This is a genomic window from uncultured Sphingomonas sp. (assembly GCF_913777625.1).
Lineage (GTDB): Bacteria > Pseudomonadota > Alphaproteobacteria > Sphingomonadales > Sphingomonadaceae > Sphingomonas.
In genome coordinates this window covers 408,835-425,736 of record NZ_CAJYTI010000020.1, presented here as the reverse complement: position 1 = coordinate 425,736, position 16,902 = coordinate 408,835, and the positions used below count along the sequence as shown (strand labels likewise).

The 16,902-nt window shown below is 69.4% G+C and carries 14 protein-coding genes; 4 read left to right on the top strand and 10 right to left on the bottom strand.

Features of this window, described 5'->3' with window-relative positions; translation table 11 throughout:
• Window positions 1–54: 54 nt before the first annotated feature.
• Genes QZ814_RS11940 through QZ814_RS11930 form a run of 3 tightly spaced genes read right to left on the bottom strand, consistent with a single transcriptional unit; the run spans window position 55 to window position 2,524 of the window.
• A complete protein-coding gene (locus QZ814_RS11940; protein WP_294332425.1) occupies window positions 55–1,260 on the bottom strand; it encodes a dipeptidase in 1,206 nt (401 codons plus the stop codon).
• The gene (locus tag QZ814_RS11935; protein ID WP_294332422.1) at window positions 1,257–1,733 is read right to left on the bottom strand and encodes a dihydrofolate reductase; all 477 of its coding nucleotides are present in this window, start codon (window positions 1,731–1,733) and stop codon (window positions 1,257–1,259) included. Before QZ814_RS11935 ends, QZ814_RS11940 begins: the two co-directional genes overlap by 4 nt.
• Window positions 1,730–2,524, bottom strand: a complete 795-nt coding sequence (locus QZ814_RS11930; RefSeq protein WP_294332420.1) for a thymidylate synthase — start codon at window positions 2,522–2,524, stop codon at window positions 1,730–1,732. Before QZ814_RS11930 ends, QZ814_RS11935 begins: the two co-directional genes overlap by 4 nt.
• A gap of 116 nt (window positions 2,525–2,640) precedes the next feature.
• On the opposite strand from QZ814_RS11930, the gene QZ814_RS11925 reads away from it, so the two are divergent.
• Entirely contained in the window at window positions 2,641–3,033 is a 393-nt protein-coding gene (locus QZ814_RS11925) for a JAB domain-containing protein (RefSeq protein WP_294332415.1), read from the top strand.
• Here the strand turns inward: QZ814_RS11925 and QZ814_RS11920 are convergent.
• The 5 genes from QZ814_RS11920 to QZ814_RS11900 form a co-directional block, all read right to left on the bottom strand.
• Complete coding sequence (locus QZ814_RS11920; RefSeq protein WP_294332413.1) at window positions 3,030–4,430, bottom strand: M20/M25/M40 family metallo-hydrolase; 1,401 nt, start codon at window positions 4,428–4,430, stop codon at window positions 3,030–3,032. The two genes, QZ814_RS11925 and QZ814_RS11920, sit on opposite strands and share 4 nt — an antisense overlap.
• 73 nt (window positions 4,431–4,503) lie before the next feature.
• A complete protein-coding gene (gene phnX / locus QZ814_RS11915) occupies window positions 4,504–5,304 on the bottom strand; it encodes a phosphonoacetaldehyde hydrolase (RefSeq protein ID WP_294332410.1) in 801 nt (266 codons plus the stop codon).
• Complete coding sequence (locus QZ814_RS11910; protein WP_294332408.1) at window positions 5,301–6,422, bottom strand: TIGR03364 family FAD-dependent oxidoreductase; 1,122 nt, start codon at window positions 6,420–6,422, stop codon at window positions 5,301–5,303. Before QZ814_RS11910 ends, phnX begins: the two co-directional genes overlap by 4 nt.
• Window positions 6,409–7,701, bottom strand: coding sequence for a DUF5690 family protein (locus QZ814_RS11905; protein ID WP_294332405.1), 1,293 nt, complete (start codon window positions 7,699–7,701; stop codon window positions 6,409–6,411). Before QZ814_RS11905 ends, QZ814_RS11910 begins: the two co-directional genes overlap by 14 nt.
• A 64-nt stretch (window positions 7,702–7,765) precedes the next feature.
• Window positions 7,766–9,892 carry a phosphocholine-specific phospholipase C gene (locus QZ814_RS11900; RefSeq protein WP_294332403.1) on the bottom strand — a complete coding sequence of 709 codons (2,127 nt, stop codon included), beginning with the start codon at window positions 9,890–9,892 and terminating at the stop codon, window positions 7,766–7,768.
• Window positions 9,893–9,994: 102 nt separating this feature from the next.
• Here QZ814_RS11900 and QZ814_RS11895 point away from each other — a divergent pair, with 102 nt between their 5' ends.
• The 3 genes from QZ814_RS11895 to QZ814_RS11885 all read left to right on the top strand — a co-directional run bounded on the left by QZ814_RS11895 (window position 9,995) and on the right by QZ814_RS11885 (window position 14,528).
• The gene (locus tag QZ814_RS11895) at window positions 9,995–10,573 is read left to right on the top strand and encodes an HD domain-containing protein (protein WP_294332400.1); all 579 of its coding nucleotides are present in this window, start codon (window positions 9,995–9,997) and stop codon (window positions 10,571–10,573) included.
• A gap of 266 nt (window positions 10,574–10,839) precedes the next feature.
• Window positions 10,840–13,653, top strand: a complete 2,814-nt coding sequence (locus QZ814_RS11890) for a TonB-dependent receptor (RefSeq protein ID WP_294332398.1) — start codon at window positions 10,840–10,842, stop codon at window positions 13,651–13,653.
• A 119-nt stretch (window positions 13,654–13,772) separates the two neighbouring features.
• Window positions 13,773–14,528 carry a UTRA domain-containing protein gene (locus tag QZ814_RS11885; RefSeq protein ID WP_294332395.1) on the top strand — a complete coding sequence of 252 codons (756 nt, stop codon included), beginning with the start codon at window positions 13,773–13,775 and terminating at the stop codon, window positions 14,526–14,528.
• An 8-nt stretch (window positions 14,529–14,536) separates the two neighbouring features.
• Here the strand turns inward: QZ814_RS11885 and QZ814_RS11880 are convergent, their stop codons facing one another.
• Together QZ814_RS11880 and QZ814_RS11875 are read right to left on the bottom strand one after the other, a co-directional pair.
• On the bottom strand, window positions 14,537–15,154 hold the full coding sequence (locus QZ814_RS11880) for a ParB-like protein (protein WP_294332392.1): 618 nt from the start codon (window positions 15,152–15,154) through the stop codon (window positions 14,537–14,539).
• Window positions 15,151–16,788, bottom strand: a complete 1,638-nt coding sequence (locus QZ814_RS11875) for a SulP family inorganic anion transporter (RefSeq protein WP_294332389.1) — start codon at window positions 16,786–16,788, stop codon at window positions 15,151–15,153. The genes QZ814_RS11880 and QZ814_RS11875 overlap by 4 nt, the downstream gene beginning before the upstream one ends.
• Window positions 16,789–16,902 lie beyond the last annotated feature (114 nt).

Sequence of the window (16,902 nt, the reverse complement as noted above, 5' to 3'; positions counted from 1 at the left end):
CGCGTTGAACTACGAACAGGCAGCTAGCATTCTCTGTGGCACGCGTCGAGGTGGCTATCGCGGGACCACGCGGATAGCGTCGGATGCGGAACTGTTCGCGGCCAACCCCGCTCGCAGCACGCGCAGCACATTGCCGCCCATCACCTTGGCGATGTCCGCCTCGGAAAAGCCCCGATCGACCAGCGCTTGCGTCACCACCACCAGTTGCGCGGCATCGAAGCCGGTCGTCACCGCGCCGTCGAAGTCCGATCCCAGCCCGACATGGTCGATGCCGACCAGATCGCGGACATGCGCGATCGCCGCCGCCACCGCGCTCGGGCTGGTGGAACAGACCGCCGCTTCCCAATAGCCGATGCCGACCACTCCGCCGGTGCGGGCGATGCCGCGGATCTCGTCGTCGGTGAGGTTGCGGTTGACCTTGCACGTCGCCTGCACGCCGCCATGGCTGGAGACGACCGGGCGGCGCGCCATGGCGAGGATATCCGCGACGGCGCGGTGGCTGGCATGGGCGACGTCCACCACCATGCCCAGCGCCTCCATCCGCCGAAGGACTTGCCGACCGAGCGGGGTGAGCCCGCCCTTGGCGAGGCCGTGCATCGATCCCGCCGCCTCGCTGTCGAAGAAATGCGCGAAGCCGGCCATGCGGAAGCCGGCGGCATAGAGGCGGTCGAGATTGGCGGGATTGCCCTCGAGGTCCTGCAGCCCCTCGATCGAGAGCATGCCGCCGACGACCTTGGCACCCGCTTCGCGATCCGTTCGCAGGCGGTCGAGATCGTCTGGCGTACGGATCACGCGCAGCCGTCCTTCCGATGCGGCCGCCGCGCGCGACAGCTTTTCGGCATGCCAGAGCGAGCGCTGGAGCAACGAGTTCCAGGTGCGCGGCGGCTGGAGCTGGGCGATGGCGAGCAGCGTGATGTTGTCGCTGTCGGCGCCGTTCGCATCGTAATTCTGGTGGCGGGGCGTCTTGGTGACCGAGGAAAAGACCTGCAGCGCGACATTGCCTGCCTCCAGCCGCGGCAGGTCGACCTGGCCGCGATCGGCGCGATCGAGCAGGCTGCGCCGCCACAGCAAGGTATCGGCATGCATGTCGGCGATTGCCAGCCGGGCGTGCAGCGCGCGGGTGGCGGGGCTGACCCTGGGCAGGGGCGTGGCGACGACGCGGTTCATCCCCGCTTCGACCACCACCGGCGCGATCCCGAAAAAGCCGATCGCGGCGATGACGAGCACCGCGACCAGGCCGATCAGGATCCTGCGCTTCATCCGCGCCGCTCCAGCGTGACGAAGGCATAGGCCGGGCGGTCGCCATCGGCCGCGTGTTCCTCGCGCGCCGTTTCCTGCCATCGGGCAGCATCGAACGCCGGCACCTGCGCGTCCCCTTCGGCATCGAGATGCACTTCGGTCAGCTCGATCCGATCGGCACAGTCGAGGAACAGCGCGAAGATTTCCGCGCCGCCGATGATCGCCGCATCCGCGCCGGCAAGCGCCAGCGCGTGATCGACGCTGTGCGCCACCTCCGCGCCCTCGGCCGACCAGGCGGGATCACGGGTCAGGACGATATGGCGGCGGCCCGGGAGCGGCGAAGGGAAGGATTCGAAGGTCTTGCGGCCCATGATCATCGGCCTGCCCATGGTCTGCGCCTTGAACCGCTTGAGATCGGCCGGCAGCCGCCAGGGCAGCTGGCCGTCGCGGCCGATAACGCCGTTATCGGCCCGCGCGAGGTGGAAGCTGATCATACCGAGACGGGCGCCTTGATGTGCGGCTGCGCGACATAGTCGTGGATCGCGAAATCCTCATACTCATAGGCGTCGATCGACGGCGCCTTGCGGAGGATTTCCAGCCGCGGCAGCGGTCCCGGCGTGCGCGAAAGCTGTTCCCGCGCCTGCTCCAGATGGTTGAGATAGAGGTGGCAGTTGCCGCCGGTCCAGATGAAGTCGCCCACTTCCAGGCCGGCCTGTTCGGCGAGCAGATGGGTGAGCAGCGCATAGCTGGCGATGTTGAACGGCACGCCGAGGAAGATGTCGGCCGAGCGCTGGTAGAGCTGGAGGCTCAGCCGGCCATTGGCGACATGGCACTGGAACAGGCAGTGGCACGGCGCCAGCGCCATCGCGCCGAGCTCGCCCGGGTTCCAGGCGGAGACGATCATCCGGCGCGACGCGGGGTTGGTCTTCAGCGTCTCGATCAGCTCGGCGATCTGGTCGATATGGCGGCCGTCCGCCGTCTCCCAGTCGCGCCACTGCTTGCCATAGACCGGGCCGAGATCGCCGTTTTCGTCGGCCCATTCGTCCCAGATGCTGACCTTGCGCTCCTGCAGCCAGCGGACATTGGTATCGCCGCGCAGGAACCAGAGCAGCTCGATCAGGATCGAGCGGAGGTGCAGCTTCTTGGTGGTGAGCAGCGGGAAGCCTGCCCGCAGATCGAACCGCATCTGCGCGCCGAACACGCTGCGCGTGCCGGTGCCGGTGCGGTCCATCACCTCCACGCCGTCGTTGAGCGCGCGGGCCATGAGATCGAGATATTGACGCATGGCCGGAAGCCTAGCGGGGAGGGCGGGCGGAGTCACCCGGCTTCGCTCCGATTTGAACCTCCGGATCGGATCGTGTTGCGCTTCGGACGGGTGGGCGGAGGTGGCAGGCTGATCCCATGCAGACCCTCCACGCCATGCCTTGCATCCGCGACTTTGCCGCCGCCCGCGCACTGTTCGGCCAATTGGCGGAGGCGCGGACGGAAACGGCCGGGTTCGCCTATCTGGCGGGCGACGGGCGGTTGCTCGGGATGCGGCACGTCTCCGGCGATTACGCCGATGCGCTGGACCTGCCGCTGCGCCAGATCGTCGCCGATGCGCTCGCCTTCGATGCGGCGGGCGTGGTGATGGCGCACAACCATCCGAGCGGCGATCCGCGCCCGAGCCGCGGCGACCGCACCGCCACCCGCCGCCTGCTCCACGCGCTGGAGCCGGTGGAGGTGCGGCTGGTCGATCACCTGATCCTCGCGCGCGGCGGCGCAGTCAGCTTTCGCGCGCTCGGCTGGCTCTAGCGGGCGAGGGCGGTGAGCAGGCTGCGATAATAGGTGATCGAGGGCGCGATCTCGCTCACCGGCGTGCGTTCGTTGAGGCCGTGCGAGAAATCGTCGCTGTCCTTCATGAACTTGGGGCTCACCGCGTAGCTCGGCACCCCCTTGGCGCGGAACCACATCGAATCGCTGGCGCCCGAGGTCATCGCCGGCACCACCGGCACGCCGGGGAAGCGGGCATGGACGGCGTCGGTCACCGCCTTCATCACGTCCGGCCGCAGCGGCGAGGCGGGGCTGGCGATGCTGCCGCTGTCGAGCGTGCGGATCTGCAGGCCGGGATCGCCGACGACGCGCTCCAGCGTCTTGCGCACCTCTTCCACCGGCGTGCCCGGGAAGATGCGGCAGTTGACGTTGGCCGTGGCGCGCTGGGGCAGCGCGTTGGTGGCGTGGCCGGCGCTCGCCATCGTCGCGACGCAGGTCGTGCCGGTCTGGCCGACCAGCCCCGGCTCGGCGCGCAGCGCGGCGAGCGCTTCCGGATCGGCCTGGTTGGCGAGGAAGCGGCGGATCATCGCCGCCCGCGCGGGCTCGGCCTGCGCGGCGGCGGCGGTCCAGCTGGCGCGGGTGATCTCGTTCACCTGGCCGGGGAACTGGTACGCCTCGATCTTCTCCAGCGCATGGGCGAGCGCGTAGATCGCATTGTCCTTGCGCGGCGCAGAGGAATGGCCGCCCGGGTTGGTGAAGGTCAGCGCGTAATCGGCATAGGTCTTCTCGGCGCCGTCGACGCCGAAAGTCAGCGGCTTGCCCGCCTCGTCCAGCCGGCCGCCGCCGCCGTCGATGTTGAGCAGCAGCTCGGCATCGGCGAAGCGATCGGCCTGGGCGGCGCCGGTGCGCATCATCGTCTCCTCGTCGCCGGAGAGCAGCAGCACGATGTCGCGGCCGGGCTTGAAGCCGGTGCGCTTGAGGTCGATCAGCGTGGCGACGATGGTCGACACGTCATATTTCATGTCGGTGGCGCCGCGGCCATAGACATAGCCATTCTCGACCACCGCGGTGAACGGATCGCGCGTCCAGTCCGCGGGCTTGGCCTCCACCACGTCCATGTGGCCGGAGATCAGCAGCGGCTTGGCGCCGCCCTTGGCCTTGCCGGTGCCGCGATAGCGCGCGACGAGATAGGCGGTGTCGCCCATCGGCACGATCTCGACATCGCTGTCGGCAAAGCCGCCGGCGACCAGCGCCTGCTTCAGATAGGCGGCATAGGCGGGCGTCTGGTTGCCCGGCCCGGCGACGGTGCGGAAGGCGATGCCGCGCTTGAGCAGCTCCATCGCCTGCGCCTCGGCCTGGGGATGGCCCTGGGCATGGGCGGCGGGGGCGAGCGATGCCGCCGCGAGCAGCGCCGCGGCGCGAAGAAAACAAGAACGCATGAACATCCCCCAGGACAAAAGACGCCGCATGCTAGCTGCCCGGTGGCCGCCGTCAATCGCGGCGTCGCGCCGGTCAGGCGGCGCCGGGGACGGTCAGTTCCAGCCGGCGGAGCGCCTCCGGCAGGTCGGCGACGGTGTCGATCACCAGATGCGCGCCCGCCGCCCGCAGCGCCCCGCCCGAGGCGGCGATCCGGGCGGCGCGCTCCTCCTCCGGCAGCGCGGCCAGCGCAGCGGCGGATAGGCCGACGCCGTTGCCGCTCGCCGCGACGCCGATCGTCCACACGCCGGCCGCGCGGCCCTCCGCGATGCCGACGGGGGCGTCGTCGACCTTGACGCAGGCCTCGGCCGGCCAGGCGCCGAACTCGACCAGATTCTTCCACAGCATCAGCGGCGAGGGGCGGCCCATCGCGGTCTCGCCCGCGCAGACCAGCAGGTCCGGCCGATAGCCCTGTTCGGCGGCGCGCGGCACGATGTCCGCCATCATCGCGCGGGTATAGCCGGTGCACGAGCCTACCGGCACGCCCGCCGCCTGCAGCCAGATCGCGACCTCGGCCGCACCGGGGATCAGATCGGCGCAGTCGCGCGCGGCCTCGCGCATCATCGGCTCGATCGCGGCGAAGATGCGGTCGCCATCGGCCTCGGCGGGGGCGGCGCCGTGCTGCGCGGCCCATGCCGCGGCGACGCGGGGCTGGGCGAGCAGCGCGCGGATATGGTCGCGCTTGGCCATTCCCATGTCGGCGCGGGCTTCGCCCTCCTCGATCGTCATGCCTTCGGCCGCGAAGGCACGGCACAGCGCCACCACCGGCGCGCGGCTGCCGAAATCGATCATCGTCCCGGCCCAGTCGAACACCACGGCCTTGAGCGGCTGCGTCACGAATCGTCCCCCATCATTTCGTCGAGTGTCTCTTCGGCCAGCGCGAACGCCGTCGAGGCGCCGGTGCCGCTGGTCACCACCACCAGCCGCGCCTCGGGCGCGGGGGTGCGGACGATGCTGTGGCCGCTCGCCGAAGCATAGGTGCCGGTCCAGCGCGCGATCACCGCCGGCGGGTTGCCGAGCAGCTCGGCATAGGCGGCAAGGATGCGGGCATCGACCGCGTCCGAGGCGAAGGGATCGGGCGTCGGCGCGTAGTGATGGCTGTCGCCGACGACGAGGCTGCCATCGGCGCTCTGCACCGCGATCAGGTGGATGCCGTCGGCCAGCGCGGCGGCGGCCTCGGGCTCGGCCTCCAGCCGGGTGCGGAGCGCAGCGGCTTGGGGCAGCGCGGCATAGCCGAGATAGCGGACCATGCTGAGATCGCCCATCACCGGCGAGGGGAGCCGCCAGCCCGGCGCCGCGAGCCGGAGCATCTGCAGCTTGCACCGGGTGATGCCGGCTTCGGCATAGAGTGCGGGAAACAGCGTCGACCAGTCGTCGCCCGGGCAGACGATCACCTGGTCGGCATGCACGGTGCCCCGGCTCGTCTCGATCCGGCCGGACTCGACCGCGTGGACCGCCGTGCCGAAGGCGAAGGTCACGCCGTGCTCGGCCGCCAGCCAGGCGGCGAGGCGGGGGATCGCCTCGCGCGATTCGACGCGCAGGTCGTGCGGGCTCCACAGCGCGGCGCGCGGCGGCACCAGCATCGGCCAGTCGGCGGCGATCTCGGCGGCGGCGAGGCGGCGGCAGTCGCGGCCCATCTCGGTTTCGGCAAAGGCATCGAGCACCGCTTCCGCCTCGGCCCGGTGGGCGGCGAGCAGCAGGCCGCGCTGGAGGATCGAGATGCCGGCGGCGGGCGCGACCTCGGCCCAGATCCGCGCGCTGCGCATCGCCAGCTGCCAGACGCGCCCCGCCCCCTGCCCCGTAACCGTGACGAAGCCGAAATTGCGAATCGACGCGCCGTTGGCGGCGGCGTCGCGATCGAGCACCAGCACCCGCCGGCCGCGGCGGGCGGCGGCCAGCGCATGGGCAAGGCCGACGATACCGGCGCCGACGATGACGAGATCATGCCGGGACATGGGACGCTCCACGGGGGCGCGCGCGCAGGAAATGCAGCGCCGAGACGAGGGTGAACAGCGTGACCGCGAGCGCGGTCGCATAGCTGCAGGTGACGAAGAAGGGCAGCCACTGCATCGCCGGCGCGCCGAGGCTGCGCACCAGCAGCAGCGCGACGCTGCCGACATAGCCCGAGGCATCGGCGATGTAGATCAGGAAACCGGCATTGGCGGCGGTGCCGATCGTCGCGATCATCCGGTCGAACAGCATCGCGTTGAACGGGGTATAGGCGAAATAGAGCCCGGCGCCGGTGATGATCATCCAGGGCAGGGGCGCGAGCAGCCCGGCCTGGAAGGCGAGGGTCGAGAGGCCGAGCAGCGCCGCGCCGAGCAGGATGATGCCGTGCATCGCCAAAAGCGCGCGGAGATTGTCGCGCACCAGCGCGAGCAGGGCCAGCGCGCCCAGCGTCACCACCGCGACGGGCAGTTCGCTGGCGGAGAAGACCGACGCCTCGCCGCCATAGCCGAGCGCCGTCCAGATCTCGGCGGCGAAATTGTCACGGATGTCGCGCAGCGCGGTGAGCAGCACATAGCCGGTGATCAGCAGCGCCAGCGTGCCGCCATGCGACCGTAGGAAGGCGGCACGATCGGCGGCGCGCATCGGCACGCGGACGACGCGTTCGGCCTCGTCGCGCGCATCGGGCGGCGGCAGGCGCTCGAGCTGCCACAGGGCGATCAGCAGCAGCGGCACGAAGGCGAGGCCGGTAGTGGCCGGCATCCACCGCTCAGCGACCCCCGCCTGCATCAGCAGCACCGCCGCCGACTTCACCACGCCCGAGGACAGGATGAAGCTGGCGCAGAGCATCGAGCCGAGCAGTTCGGACACCCGCCGGCCCTCGACATAGCTGAACACCAGTCCCCAGATCAGCCCCAGCGGCAGGCCGTTGAGGAACAGGCAGGCGACGTTCCACGGCGCGGGGATCAGCGCGAAGGCAAGCAGCGCCAGCCAGGACAGGCCGATCAGCATCAGGATCATCCGCGCGCGGCCATGGCGCCCGGCCTCGGCGATGATCCGTACGCCGACCAGCTTCGACAGCGCATAGCCGAGCACCTGGGCGATCAGCAGCGCCGACTTGTAGTCGATGGCGAAATGCCAGCCGGCGACATCGGCATAGGTCGCCGCGGCGAACGGCTTGCGGAAAGCGTACATCGCGAAATAGGCGCCGAACGCCGCCAGCCCGCCGAGGAACAGCGTAAGGCTCGAGCGCGCTGCTCCGGTCCGATCGATTTCGTTCGCCTGCATGCCGATTCCCCGTGTCATGAGCGCTTCTGTGGCGGCCGCGCGCGACGCCTTTGTGACAGCGCAGTCATGCCGTCAGCTCCATCGCGCCGATGCCGGGATCGGTGCGGCCGGGGCGGCCGGTTTCGATCTTGCCGGCGAAGCGACGGAGGAACGCGGGATCGCCTGTTATGGCGACATGCAGATCATACCAATGATCCGAGACGGCGAGCGGCCAGGCGTCGCGCACGGTCGCGCCCGGCGCGATCGCCAGCGCGCGGTGCCGTTCGCCGGCAACGGGGTAGCGCGGGTCCATCGCGATCGTCGCCGTGATCGGCGCGGTGCCGCGATTGCGCAGCACCAGTTCGGCGGTGCCGCGCGCGGGCAGCTGGACGAGCGCGACGTCCAGCATCGGCGTCTGCCCGCCCGCCAGCCGCCGCCAGAAGCCGTTCGGGCCGCGAAGGGTGAGGTCGTGAGGCGTATCGGCGCGCCAGTCCCTGGCGGCGTGACGATCACCCGCGCCGATGGTGAAATGCCAGGGTTCGGCAAGGTCGTGATTGTCGTGGACCGTAAAGGTCGCGCCGATCTTGCCTTGATTGACGAAGTCCAGCCGCAATTGCCCTTCCGCCGTGATGCTCGCGAGCACGTCCACCGCATAGGGCAGCGGCCGGTGCGGGCGCTGGCCGGGCATCTGCGCGGTCGGCGCCTGCGTAGCGGGGATCGCATTCGCCACGCCGGCGTGCGAGCGGGCGACGCGCGCGCGGAAATCGTCGGTGGCGGGGAGGGTGCTTGATGGAGGCGGCGCGTCCGGGCGGGCGAAATTGAAGGCGCTGGTCAGGTCGCCGCACACTGATCGGCGCCAGGCGCTGATGTTCGGCTCGGCCACGCCGAAGCAGCGTTCCATGAACTGCAGCACCGAGGTGTGGTCGAACAACTGCGAGCAGACCTGCCCGCCCCGGCTCCATGGCGAGACGATGATGGCGGGCGTGCGGATGCCGAGGCCGATCGGATGCGCCTCGTCGCCGGCCTGGGCCTTGCCGGCATAATCCTTGGCCTCGCCGTCGACCGGCACGGTCGAATGGCCGCGATAGCGCCCCACCGGCGGCACGGGCGGCGGCATGTGATCGAAGAAGCCGCCCGCCTCGTCATAGACGAGCAGGAACACGGTGCTGGCGAACACCGCCGGATGATCGACCAGCGCCTCGATCAGCTTGGCGGTGACGTGCTCGCCCTTGGCCGGCTCGGCGGTCGGGTGTTCGGAGAGGTCGGCGGCGGTGACGATCCACGAGACCTGCGGCAGCGTGCCGGCGGCGACATCGCGGCGGAACGCCTCGACCAGCTGCTCGCCGTCCGAGCGGGTGCGGTCTGGGCCGTCCTTATGCTCGCTCACCCAGGAACGGCCACGCTGGTAGAGCGGGGAATCCTTGGCGCAAGGGCGGAAGGGCGGGAACACCGAGAGCAGATTGTCGCCGAAATTGTCGTATTCCTGATAGACCTTCCAGCGAACGCCGGCCGCCTGCAGCCGCTCGGCATAGGTGGTCCAGCGATAGGCGTCGGCGCGGAGCGGCTGGTCCTGCGCCATGTCGGCGCTGGGTGTCTCGTCCTCGCCGTAATTGTGCATCTGCGGATCGCCGCCCACCGCGCCGCCGCCGTTGCACCCGCTGAACAGGTGCAGGCGGTTGGGGTAGGTCTGCGTCATCGTCGAACAGTGATAGGCGTCGCATACGGTGAAGGCGTCGGCGAGCGCGTAATAGAAAGGCAGGTCGCCCGGGCCGTAATGGAGCAGGCGGTTGTGCAGCTCGCCGGTATGGCCCCAGCGGTCATAGCGGCCCCGGTTGAAGATATGCATGTTCTCGACATGCGACTGGTCGGCACCGTCGACCTTGAACGATCGGCTGGTGTGCGAATCGCCGTGATAGGGGAGGACATGGCCGTCGGGATGCTCGGTCGAGGGCTGCGCCCAGACGCTGCGCCCGCCGGGCAGCCGCAGCGGGCGCGGATCGCCGAAGCCGCGCACGCCGTTCAGCATGCCGAGATAATGATCGAACGACCGGTTCTCCTGCATGTGGACGACGATGTGGCGCACGTCGCGGAGCGTGCCGGTACGGCCGGCGGCGGGAATCGCCAGCGCGCGATCGATCAGCCCCGGCCAGAGCGATGCCAGGCCGCCGGCACTTCCCGCCTTCAGCAGATCGCGGCGATGGATCGAATTCATGGTTCCCTTCCTCCCCGAACCAAGCTAGTGGAACTGGTATAGTCCAATATCGCTACAGTTTGACGACAGGCGGGGGAGGTGCCCGCCCGAGAAGGAGCCTTCATGGTGCGGTCGAACCCGGTGGTTGCGCAGGTTTTCGAGGCGTTCGCCCGGCACGGCGAGGCGCATTATGGCGAGAATGTCTCGCAGCTTCAGCATGCGCTGCAATGCGCGCAGCTTGCCGCAGAGCAGGGATGTGCGGACACGATGATCGCGGCGGCGCTGCTCCACGATATCGGCCGGATGCTCGATCCCGACGGCAATGCTGCCGAGCTGGAGGGCAGCGATGCGCTGCACGAGGAAACCGGTGCAGCGGCGCTTTCGCGTGCCTTTCCGGCGCAAGTCACCGAGCCGGTGCGGCTCCATGTCGCCGCGAAGCGCTATCTGTGCGCGGTGAATCCGGACTATGTCGCCGGCCTCAGTGCCGCCTCGCTGCTGAGCCTGAAGGTGCAGGGCGGCCCGATGGGTCCGGCGGAGGTGGCGGCGTTCGAACGCGAGCCGTTCTTCGAGGACGCGCTGCTGCTCCGCCGCTTCGACGACTGGGGCAAGCGCATTGGCTGCCCGGTGGCACCGCTGGAGTCCTACCGCCCGCTGCTCGAAGCGCTCGCGGCGCCTGCGCCTTCCGAGTCTGCGCCGGCCTGAGGCGCGCAAACGGAAAAACGTTGCGCCTGATCAATCTCTTGGCGCTCAAAGGCGGAATTTCCGTCACGCTGTAACCGCTGCGTCATTCGAATCTGGTTTATACCAGATGCCGCCCGGGAGACGTCGCCAGCCCGGTCTGCGCCCGTAGCGTGTGCATTGCCAACTCCCTTGCCGTCCGGCCCCCGCCGGGCGTGGGGGAGGCGTGCGCCTGCTCGGCCCGAACGGCGATGCAGTGAGGAATCGTCGGCAACGACGAGGGGGAAAGCATGCAACAGACCATTCGCACGCAGCGCATCCGCCGGCTGGTGCTCGCCGGCACGATGCTGGCGGCGCTCACGCCCGCTACCGCCTGGGCCCAGCAACAGCAGCAGGACGGCGAGTCCGAGATCGTCGTCAACGGCCAGCTGCTCAGCACCCAGGCCGCGATCGCCGCCAAGCGCACCGCCACTTCGGTGGTGGAAGTGATCAGCGCCGACGATCTCGGCAAGATCCCCGACGCGACCGTTGCCGACGCGCTCGCCCGCGTTCCCGGCCTCAGCGTGATCGTCAACCAGGAGACCGGCGAGGGCCAGTATGTCACCATCCGCGGGCTTTCCGGCACCTATAATGCGGTGTCGATCAACGGCGTCCGCGTCGCCCAGACCGATAGTGGCAGCCGCGACGTCTCGCTCAACCTGCTGCCGCCCAACGGCCTCGCCGAGATCCGCGTGACCAAGACGCTGACGCCCGATCAGGACGGCGACGCGATCGGCGGCTCGATCAACTTCCGCACGCCCACCGCGTTCGATTTCAAGACCGGACAGGTGCTGCGCGCCTGGCTGAGCGGCGGCTTCAACAGCTATGCCCGCACTTCCGGCGAGAATGCCGCGCTCTACCAGGGGCAGCTCGATTTCGGCCGGCGCTTCGCCGACGATCGCTTCGGCATCTTCGTCTCCGGCAATTACGGCGTCACCCATGGCAACAGCCAGGAAACCGAGAATGACGGCGAGTGGGAGCCCTATGTCTGGCGCAAGAATTCCACCGAGACGATCTCGCAGACCAACATGCACCTGCCGGGCATCGACCTCGACTATCGCCGGTTCCAGCAGACCCGCTGGGGCGGCAACGCCTCGCTCGACTGGCACGGCGACACCACCCAGCTCTATCTGCGCGGCCAATATGCCCATGCCGAGAAGACCGGCACTAACGACTATACCGACTATCGCAACCGCAAGAGCGCGCGGCTGACCCAGGTGAACCCCGAGGACACCAGCCTGCGCCAGCCCGAAGACATGATCATCGGCAGGGATCCGAAGCTCGGCAACATCTACGGCTATACGCCCGCGCAGATCGTCGACGTCGACGGCGACGGCCGCATCACCGACGCGGACCGCAATTCGAAGCAATATTGGTCGCTGAACGGCCGGTCGGGTGTGTGGAACCCCAAGGTGTTCCAGTTCGCGCGCAGCTTCGAGACGCAGGACAATACCCAGTATCTGGCGACCGTGCAGGTGGGCGGCACCAGCACGCTCCACAAGCTGAAGCTGACCTATGACCTAAGCTACAGCACCGGCAGCCAGGAATCGCCGGACCATTACAGTGTCAGCTATAATTGCGACGTGTGCAGCTATCCGCTGAACGCGACCGGCATCGACTGGGTCTCGCGCGATCCGCGCTTCCCGCATGCCAGCCTGCCGGCCTTCGCCGCCAATGTGGAGCGCGATCCCTCGCTGCTGCCGCTCGACGGCGCCAGCCTCGACCGCTGGAAGCAGACCGACAATCGCTGGGCGGCCAAGCTCGATGCGCGCTACGATGTCGGCGGGGTGCTCGATCATGTCCAGGTCGGCGCCAAGTGGCTGCGCTCCAGCCGCAGCTATGATTCGACGCCGGTGTGGAGCGGGGACTTCAGCGGGACGGCGCTCGACGGCAAGTCGCTCGCGGCCTCGGGGCTGATCCAGAAGACGGTCAACAGCATCCTCGGCGGCGAATATTATTACGGCCCGGTGCTCGGCCGCGACGCGGTGGTCGCCGCGATCAACGCCGCGATCAAGGCGCAGCCCGGCAATGTTTCCAGCGGCACCGATCTGCTGCGTGACGACCGCAGCGGGCGCGAGACGATCACCTCGGGCTACGCGCTTGCCGACTTCAAGACCGGCGCGATCGACATCGTCGCCGGCGGCCGCGTCGAGCATCGCGAGACCTACAACCGCTTCTGGTCCGACGACGGGGCGAACAGCGGCTTCGCCAGCACCTCGCGCGGCTATACCGTGTTCCTGCCGAGCGTGACCGCCAACTGGCGCCCCGATGACAAGCACGTGTACCGTGCCGCCTTGTGGACCGGCTATTCGCCGCCCGAATATGGCTATCTGTCGAGCGGCCAGTCGATCGGCCGCGATCCGGTGACCAAGCAGATCCTCTCGATCAGCCGCGGCAATCCGGATCTGAAGCCGGCGAAATCGACCAACGCCGACATTTCGCTCGAATGGTATCCGGATGCCTCCAGCCAGTTGTCGCTGGCGGGCTATTACAAGCACATCCGCAACTTCATCTTCACCAACGGCAACCAGATCAACGCCGACACGCGCAACGGCACGATCGAGATCACCCAGCCGCAGAACGGCAAGACCGCCGAGGTGTACGGCGTCGAACTCGGCGTGATCAAGCAGCTCCAGGGGCTGGCGGCACCGTTCGACGGCTTCGGTGTCGAGGGCAACCTGACCGTCCAGCACAGCGCGGCGGACAGCGGCCAGGCCTATCGCAACGGCGCCAAGATGCGGTTCGTCAACACGCCGCACCTGCTCTACAACGCGGCGATCACCTACCAGAAATACGGGCTGGAGATGAAGCTCTCGTACAATTATCGCGGCAAATATATCGAGGATCTGCGCGACAACGCCGTCGACAAGTGGGTGCAGCACAATCGCAGCGTCGATTTCCACTCGCGCTACAACATCACGCGCCGGGTGGCGGTCGATTTCGACGTCGCCAACCTGCTGAACGACTGGCGCTATTACACGACCAAGGGCGACAATCCGAGCTACCAGAAGGATTATATGGAGCCGGGCCGCACCTTCATTCTGCGGACCAACGTCAACTTCTGATCGGGCGGGCGGGGGCGGCGTGCAGGCGCCGCTCCCGCCGCCCACGCCGTGCTTGACGCGGGTGCGCGGGCGCTGCCAATCGGGGGGCTCGGCTGCTCGCGCGAGGACCTACCCACCCCATGCCCTCCGGAATTTCGTTGCTGGGTGCCGCGCGCGGCGCGGAGGATCGCCCGCAATATCTGGCGCTGCGCGACCAGATCGCGAACGCCATCGATCTCGGCAAGCTGCCCGCCGGCGCGCGGCTGCCGTCCGAGCGCCAGATGCAGACCGATACCGGCACCGCCCGCGGCACGATCCGCGAGGCGCTGTCGCAGCTCGAGGCCGAAGGGCTGATCTACCGCCGCGATCGCAGCGGCTGGTATGTATCGCCGCCGCCGGTGACCTATGACCCCACCCGCTGGGCCGGCTTCATGACCTATGTCGTCGAGCAGCAGCGGGTGCCCGCCACCGAGACGCTGGCGATCGAGAGCGTCGCCGCGCCCTCGGCGGTGGCGGACATCTTCCGCCGCGCGCCGGGCACGCCGCTCCATCTGCTGACCCGCCGCCGCTCGATCGACGGGCGCGCGGTGCTGATCGAGCGGATCATGGTCGACCCCGCGCTGGCGCCGGGGCTGGGCGAGCACGACCTCAACGGCTCGCTCACCCAGATCCTCACCACCCAGTACGGCCTCAAGGCCGAGCGCAACCGCGTCGACATGCGCCCCTGCGCGCTGACCGCCGACATCGCGTCGATGCTGGGGGTGAAGACGGGGACGCCGGGGCTGCTCGTCGTCCGCACCAGCTTCGCGGCCAACGGCGCGGTGGTGGAATATGACCGCGAATATTGGCGCCACGACGCGATCCGCATCCATGTCGACCTGCAGGTGCGCGGCTAGGAGACGGTTCAGGCGTGGGCGCCGGCCCAACCCGGCAAATGCCTGGCCTTGTGCTTGCGGGCGAGGTGGACGGCCCTGGCGACGGCGTCCTCCCAATCCTTCTCGAGCCGCCTGGCATCGATCCGCTGTCGGAAGAAGTCCGCCCACAGGAACTCGGCGAAGGGCGCCGGGCTCTTCGCATAGCCGCCCGCGTCCAGCACGGCGCCGGCGAGCGAGCGATAGGGATCGTCGCGCAGATCCTCGATATGGCGCGGCAGCTTGGCATAGTCGCGGCGCACGCCCTCGGCATCGAACGGGTGCAGCCAGCTGTGATTGTCGAGGAACGTCAGGAACTCGCGCGCGCCGAGATGCGACAGATCGGCAAGCACGCTGGTGAGGACATGCTCCTGGCCCTCCTCGTGCAGGGCAAGGGCGAGATGGTGATGGTCGACCAGCCAGGGCCGCCCCTTGGGACCCACGACCACCGGGATCATGTGGCGCCCTAGAAAGTCCGGCCCTTCCTCCAGGCAGCGCGCCCGCCATTGCCGGCGCTTCTCGGCGACTTCGCGTCGCCCGACGGTCATCTGCGTCGGGCGCAGCGCCTTGATCGGGGTGGGAGTGAGCAGCGGGCGATAGTCGTGTCTCATGCGACGGGTTCCTCCAGGGGAATGGGCCCGGCGGCCGCATCGGCGACGCTGTAGAAGCTGCGTGCCGCCAGCGCCTGGGCATCGGCGGCGCGGAACAGATCGCGCAGATGGTCGCGGACCCGGGCGAGCCGCACCTGCGCGCCGCGCGCGGCCATCGTCCGGTCGAACTCGATCAGCGCGTCGAGCGCGGTGCTGTCGAGGTCGAAACTGTCCTCCAGGCTGACGACCACCATCCGGGTGTCGGCGGGCGTTCGTTCGGCCATGGTGCTCAGCACCCGCTCGGCATTGGCGAAGAACAGCGGCTCGCCCGCCCGCCAGATCGCCATGCCGGCGGGCACGCGCGCCTCCGGGTGCCGTTCGAGCGAGACGAAGTCGTGGCTGTCGCCCAGCTGGCCCAGCCGCGCGATGGCCGGGGTCGAGGCGCGGTGGAGGAACGAGGCGATCGAGAGCAGGATCGCGAGCAGCATGCCGTTGACCACGCCCAGTGCCAGGACGCCGAGCACCGCGCCGGTGCCGATCAGCATGTCGCGCCGCAGCCGGAACAGCCGCACCAGCGGGGCCGGATCGAGCGCATGGCTGAGGGCGGCGACGACGACAGCGGCGAGCACCGGCTCGGGCAGATGCGCGATCAGCGGCCGGGCGACCGCGACCAGGATCGCGAGGGTCACGCCCGCGATCGCCGCGGCCCAGCGCGTGGCCGCCCCCGCCGCCTCGTTGGCCGAGCCGGCCGAAAAGCCCGCGCCGACCGGCATGCCCTGCACCAGCCCGGCGGCGAGATTGGCGACGCCCAGCCCGGCCAGCTCGCGATCGGGCCGCACCGTGTCGCCGTGGCGCAGCGCCAGCGAGCGGATCGTGCCCCAGCTCTCCGCGAACAGGATCAGCACCAGCGGCGCGGTAAGCTGCGCGATCCGCATCAACTGGCCGCCGTCGAGGTCCGGCAGGCGCGGCATCGCCAGCGCGATGTCGATGTGCCCGACCATGGCGACCCCGTGCGCCGGCAGGTCGAATGCCAGCGAGGCGAGGATCCCGGCGAACAGCACGATCAGCGCGCCGGGCAGTGTGGGCCATCTCCGAAGGACGAACAGTCCGATCAGCGCCCCGCCGCCCGCCACCAGGCTTGCCGGGTTGGTGCTCGGCAGCGCGCGGGTCAGGCCGAGCGCAAGCGTTGCCACATCGCCGCCCAGCCCGTGCAGCCCCAGCATCGTCGGCACCTGCCGCAGCACGATGGTGATCGCCAGCCCGAAGGCGAAGCCGCGCAGCACCGGCCGCGAGACGAAGGCGGCGAGCGCGCCCAGCCGCAGCAGCGCCGCGATCAGGAAGGCGGCGCCGACCATCAGGATCACGATCGTGGCGAGCGCGTCGCGATCCGCGCCGAGCGGCGCGAGGGTTGCCAGCGCCGCCGCCAGGATCGCCGCCGAGGACGAGGTGGCCGAGACGATCGCGAACCGGCTGCGCCCAAGCGCCAGATAGGCAAGGCAGCCGACCACGCCGGCAAGCAGCCCCCGCGCCGGCGAAAGTCCGGCGATCCCGGCATAGGCGACCGCCTCCGGCAGCATCAGCGCGGCGACAGCGAGGCCCGCAGCAATGTCCCCCCTGTTGAAGCGCGCGCCGTTTTGCCCTGCAATCCCTGCCATCGTACCACCCTATCAGCCTGGACGATGCGTGGCGACGCCCGGCGCGGTGTCTGCCATGGTTCGCCGATCTCGTTGAACAGGCTTTGCTATTCAAGGCCGGCTCCGGCACACCGC

Coding starts and splice junctions, on each gene's coding strand:
- QZ814_RS11905 (WP_294332405.1), bottom strand. CDS start 7,701: ATGCAGGCGAACGAAATCGATCGGACCGGAGCAGCGCGCTCGAGCCTT.
- QZ814_RS11895 (WP_294332400.1), top strand. CDS start 9,995: ATGGTGCGGTCGAACCCGGTGGTTGCGCAGGTTTTCGAGGCGTTCGCC.
- QZ814_RS11920 (WP_294332413.1), bottom strand. CDS start 4,430: ATGCGTTCTTGTTTTCTTCGCGCCGCGGCGCTGCTCGCGGCGGCATCG.
- QZ814_RS11935 (WP_294332422.1), bottom strand. CDS start 1,733: ATGATCAGCTTCCACCTCGCGCGGGCCGATAACGGCGTTATCGGCCGC.
- QZ814_RS11885 (WP_294332395.1), top strand. CDS start 13,773: ATGCCCTCCGGAATTTCGTTGCTGGGTGCCGCGCGCGGCGCGGAGGAT.
- QZ814_RS11925 (WP_294332415.1), top strand. CDS start 2,641: ATGCAGACCCTCCACGCCATGCCTTGCATCCGCGACTTTGCCGCCGCC.
- QZ814_RS11880 (WP_294332392.1), bottom strand. CDS start 15,154: ATGAGACACGACTATCGCCCGCTGCTCACTCCCACCCCGATCAAGGCG.
- QZ814_RS11875 (WP_294332389.1), bottom strand. CDS start 16,788: ATGGCAGGGATTGCAGGGCAAAACGGCGCGCGCTTCAACAGGGGGGAC.
- QZ814_RS11890 (WP_294332398.1), top strand. CDS start 10,840: ATGCAACAGACCATTCGCACGCAGCGCATCCGCCGGCTGGTGCTCGCC.
- QZ814_RS11940 (WP_294332425.1), bottom strand. CDS start 1,260: ATGAAGCGCAGGATCCTGATCGGCCTGGTCGCGGTGCTCGTCATCGCC.
- QZ814_RS11900 (WP_294332403.1), bottom strand. CDS start 9,892: ATGAATTCGATCCATCGCCGCGATCTGCTGAAGGCGGGAAGTGCCGGC.
- QZ814_RS11930 (WP_294332420.1), bottom strand. CDS start 2,524: ATGCGTCAATATCTCGATCTCATGGCCCGCGCGCTCAACGACGGCGTG.
- QZ814_RS11910 (WP_294332408.1), bottom strand. CDS start 6,422: ATGTCCCGGCATGATCTCGTCATCGTCGGCGCCGGTATCGTCGGCCTT.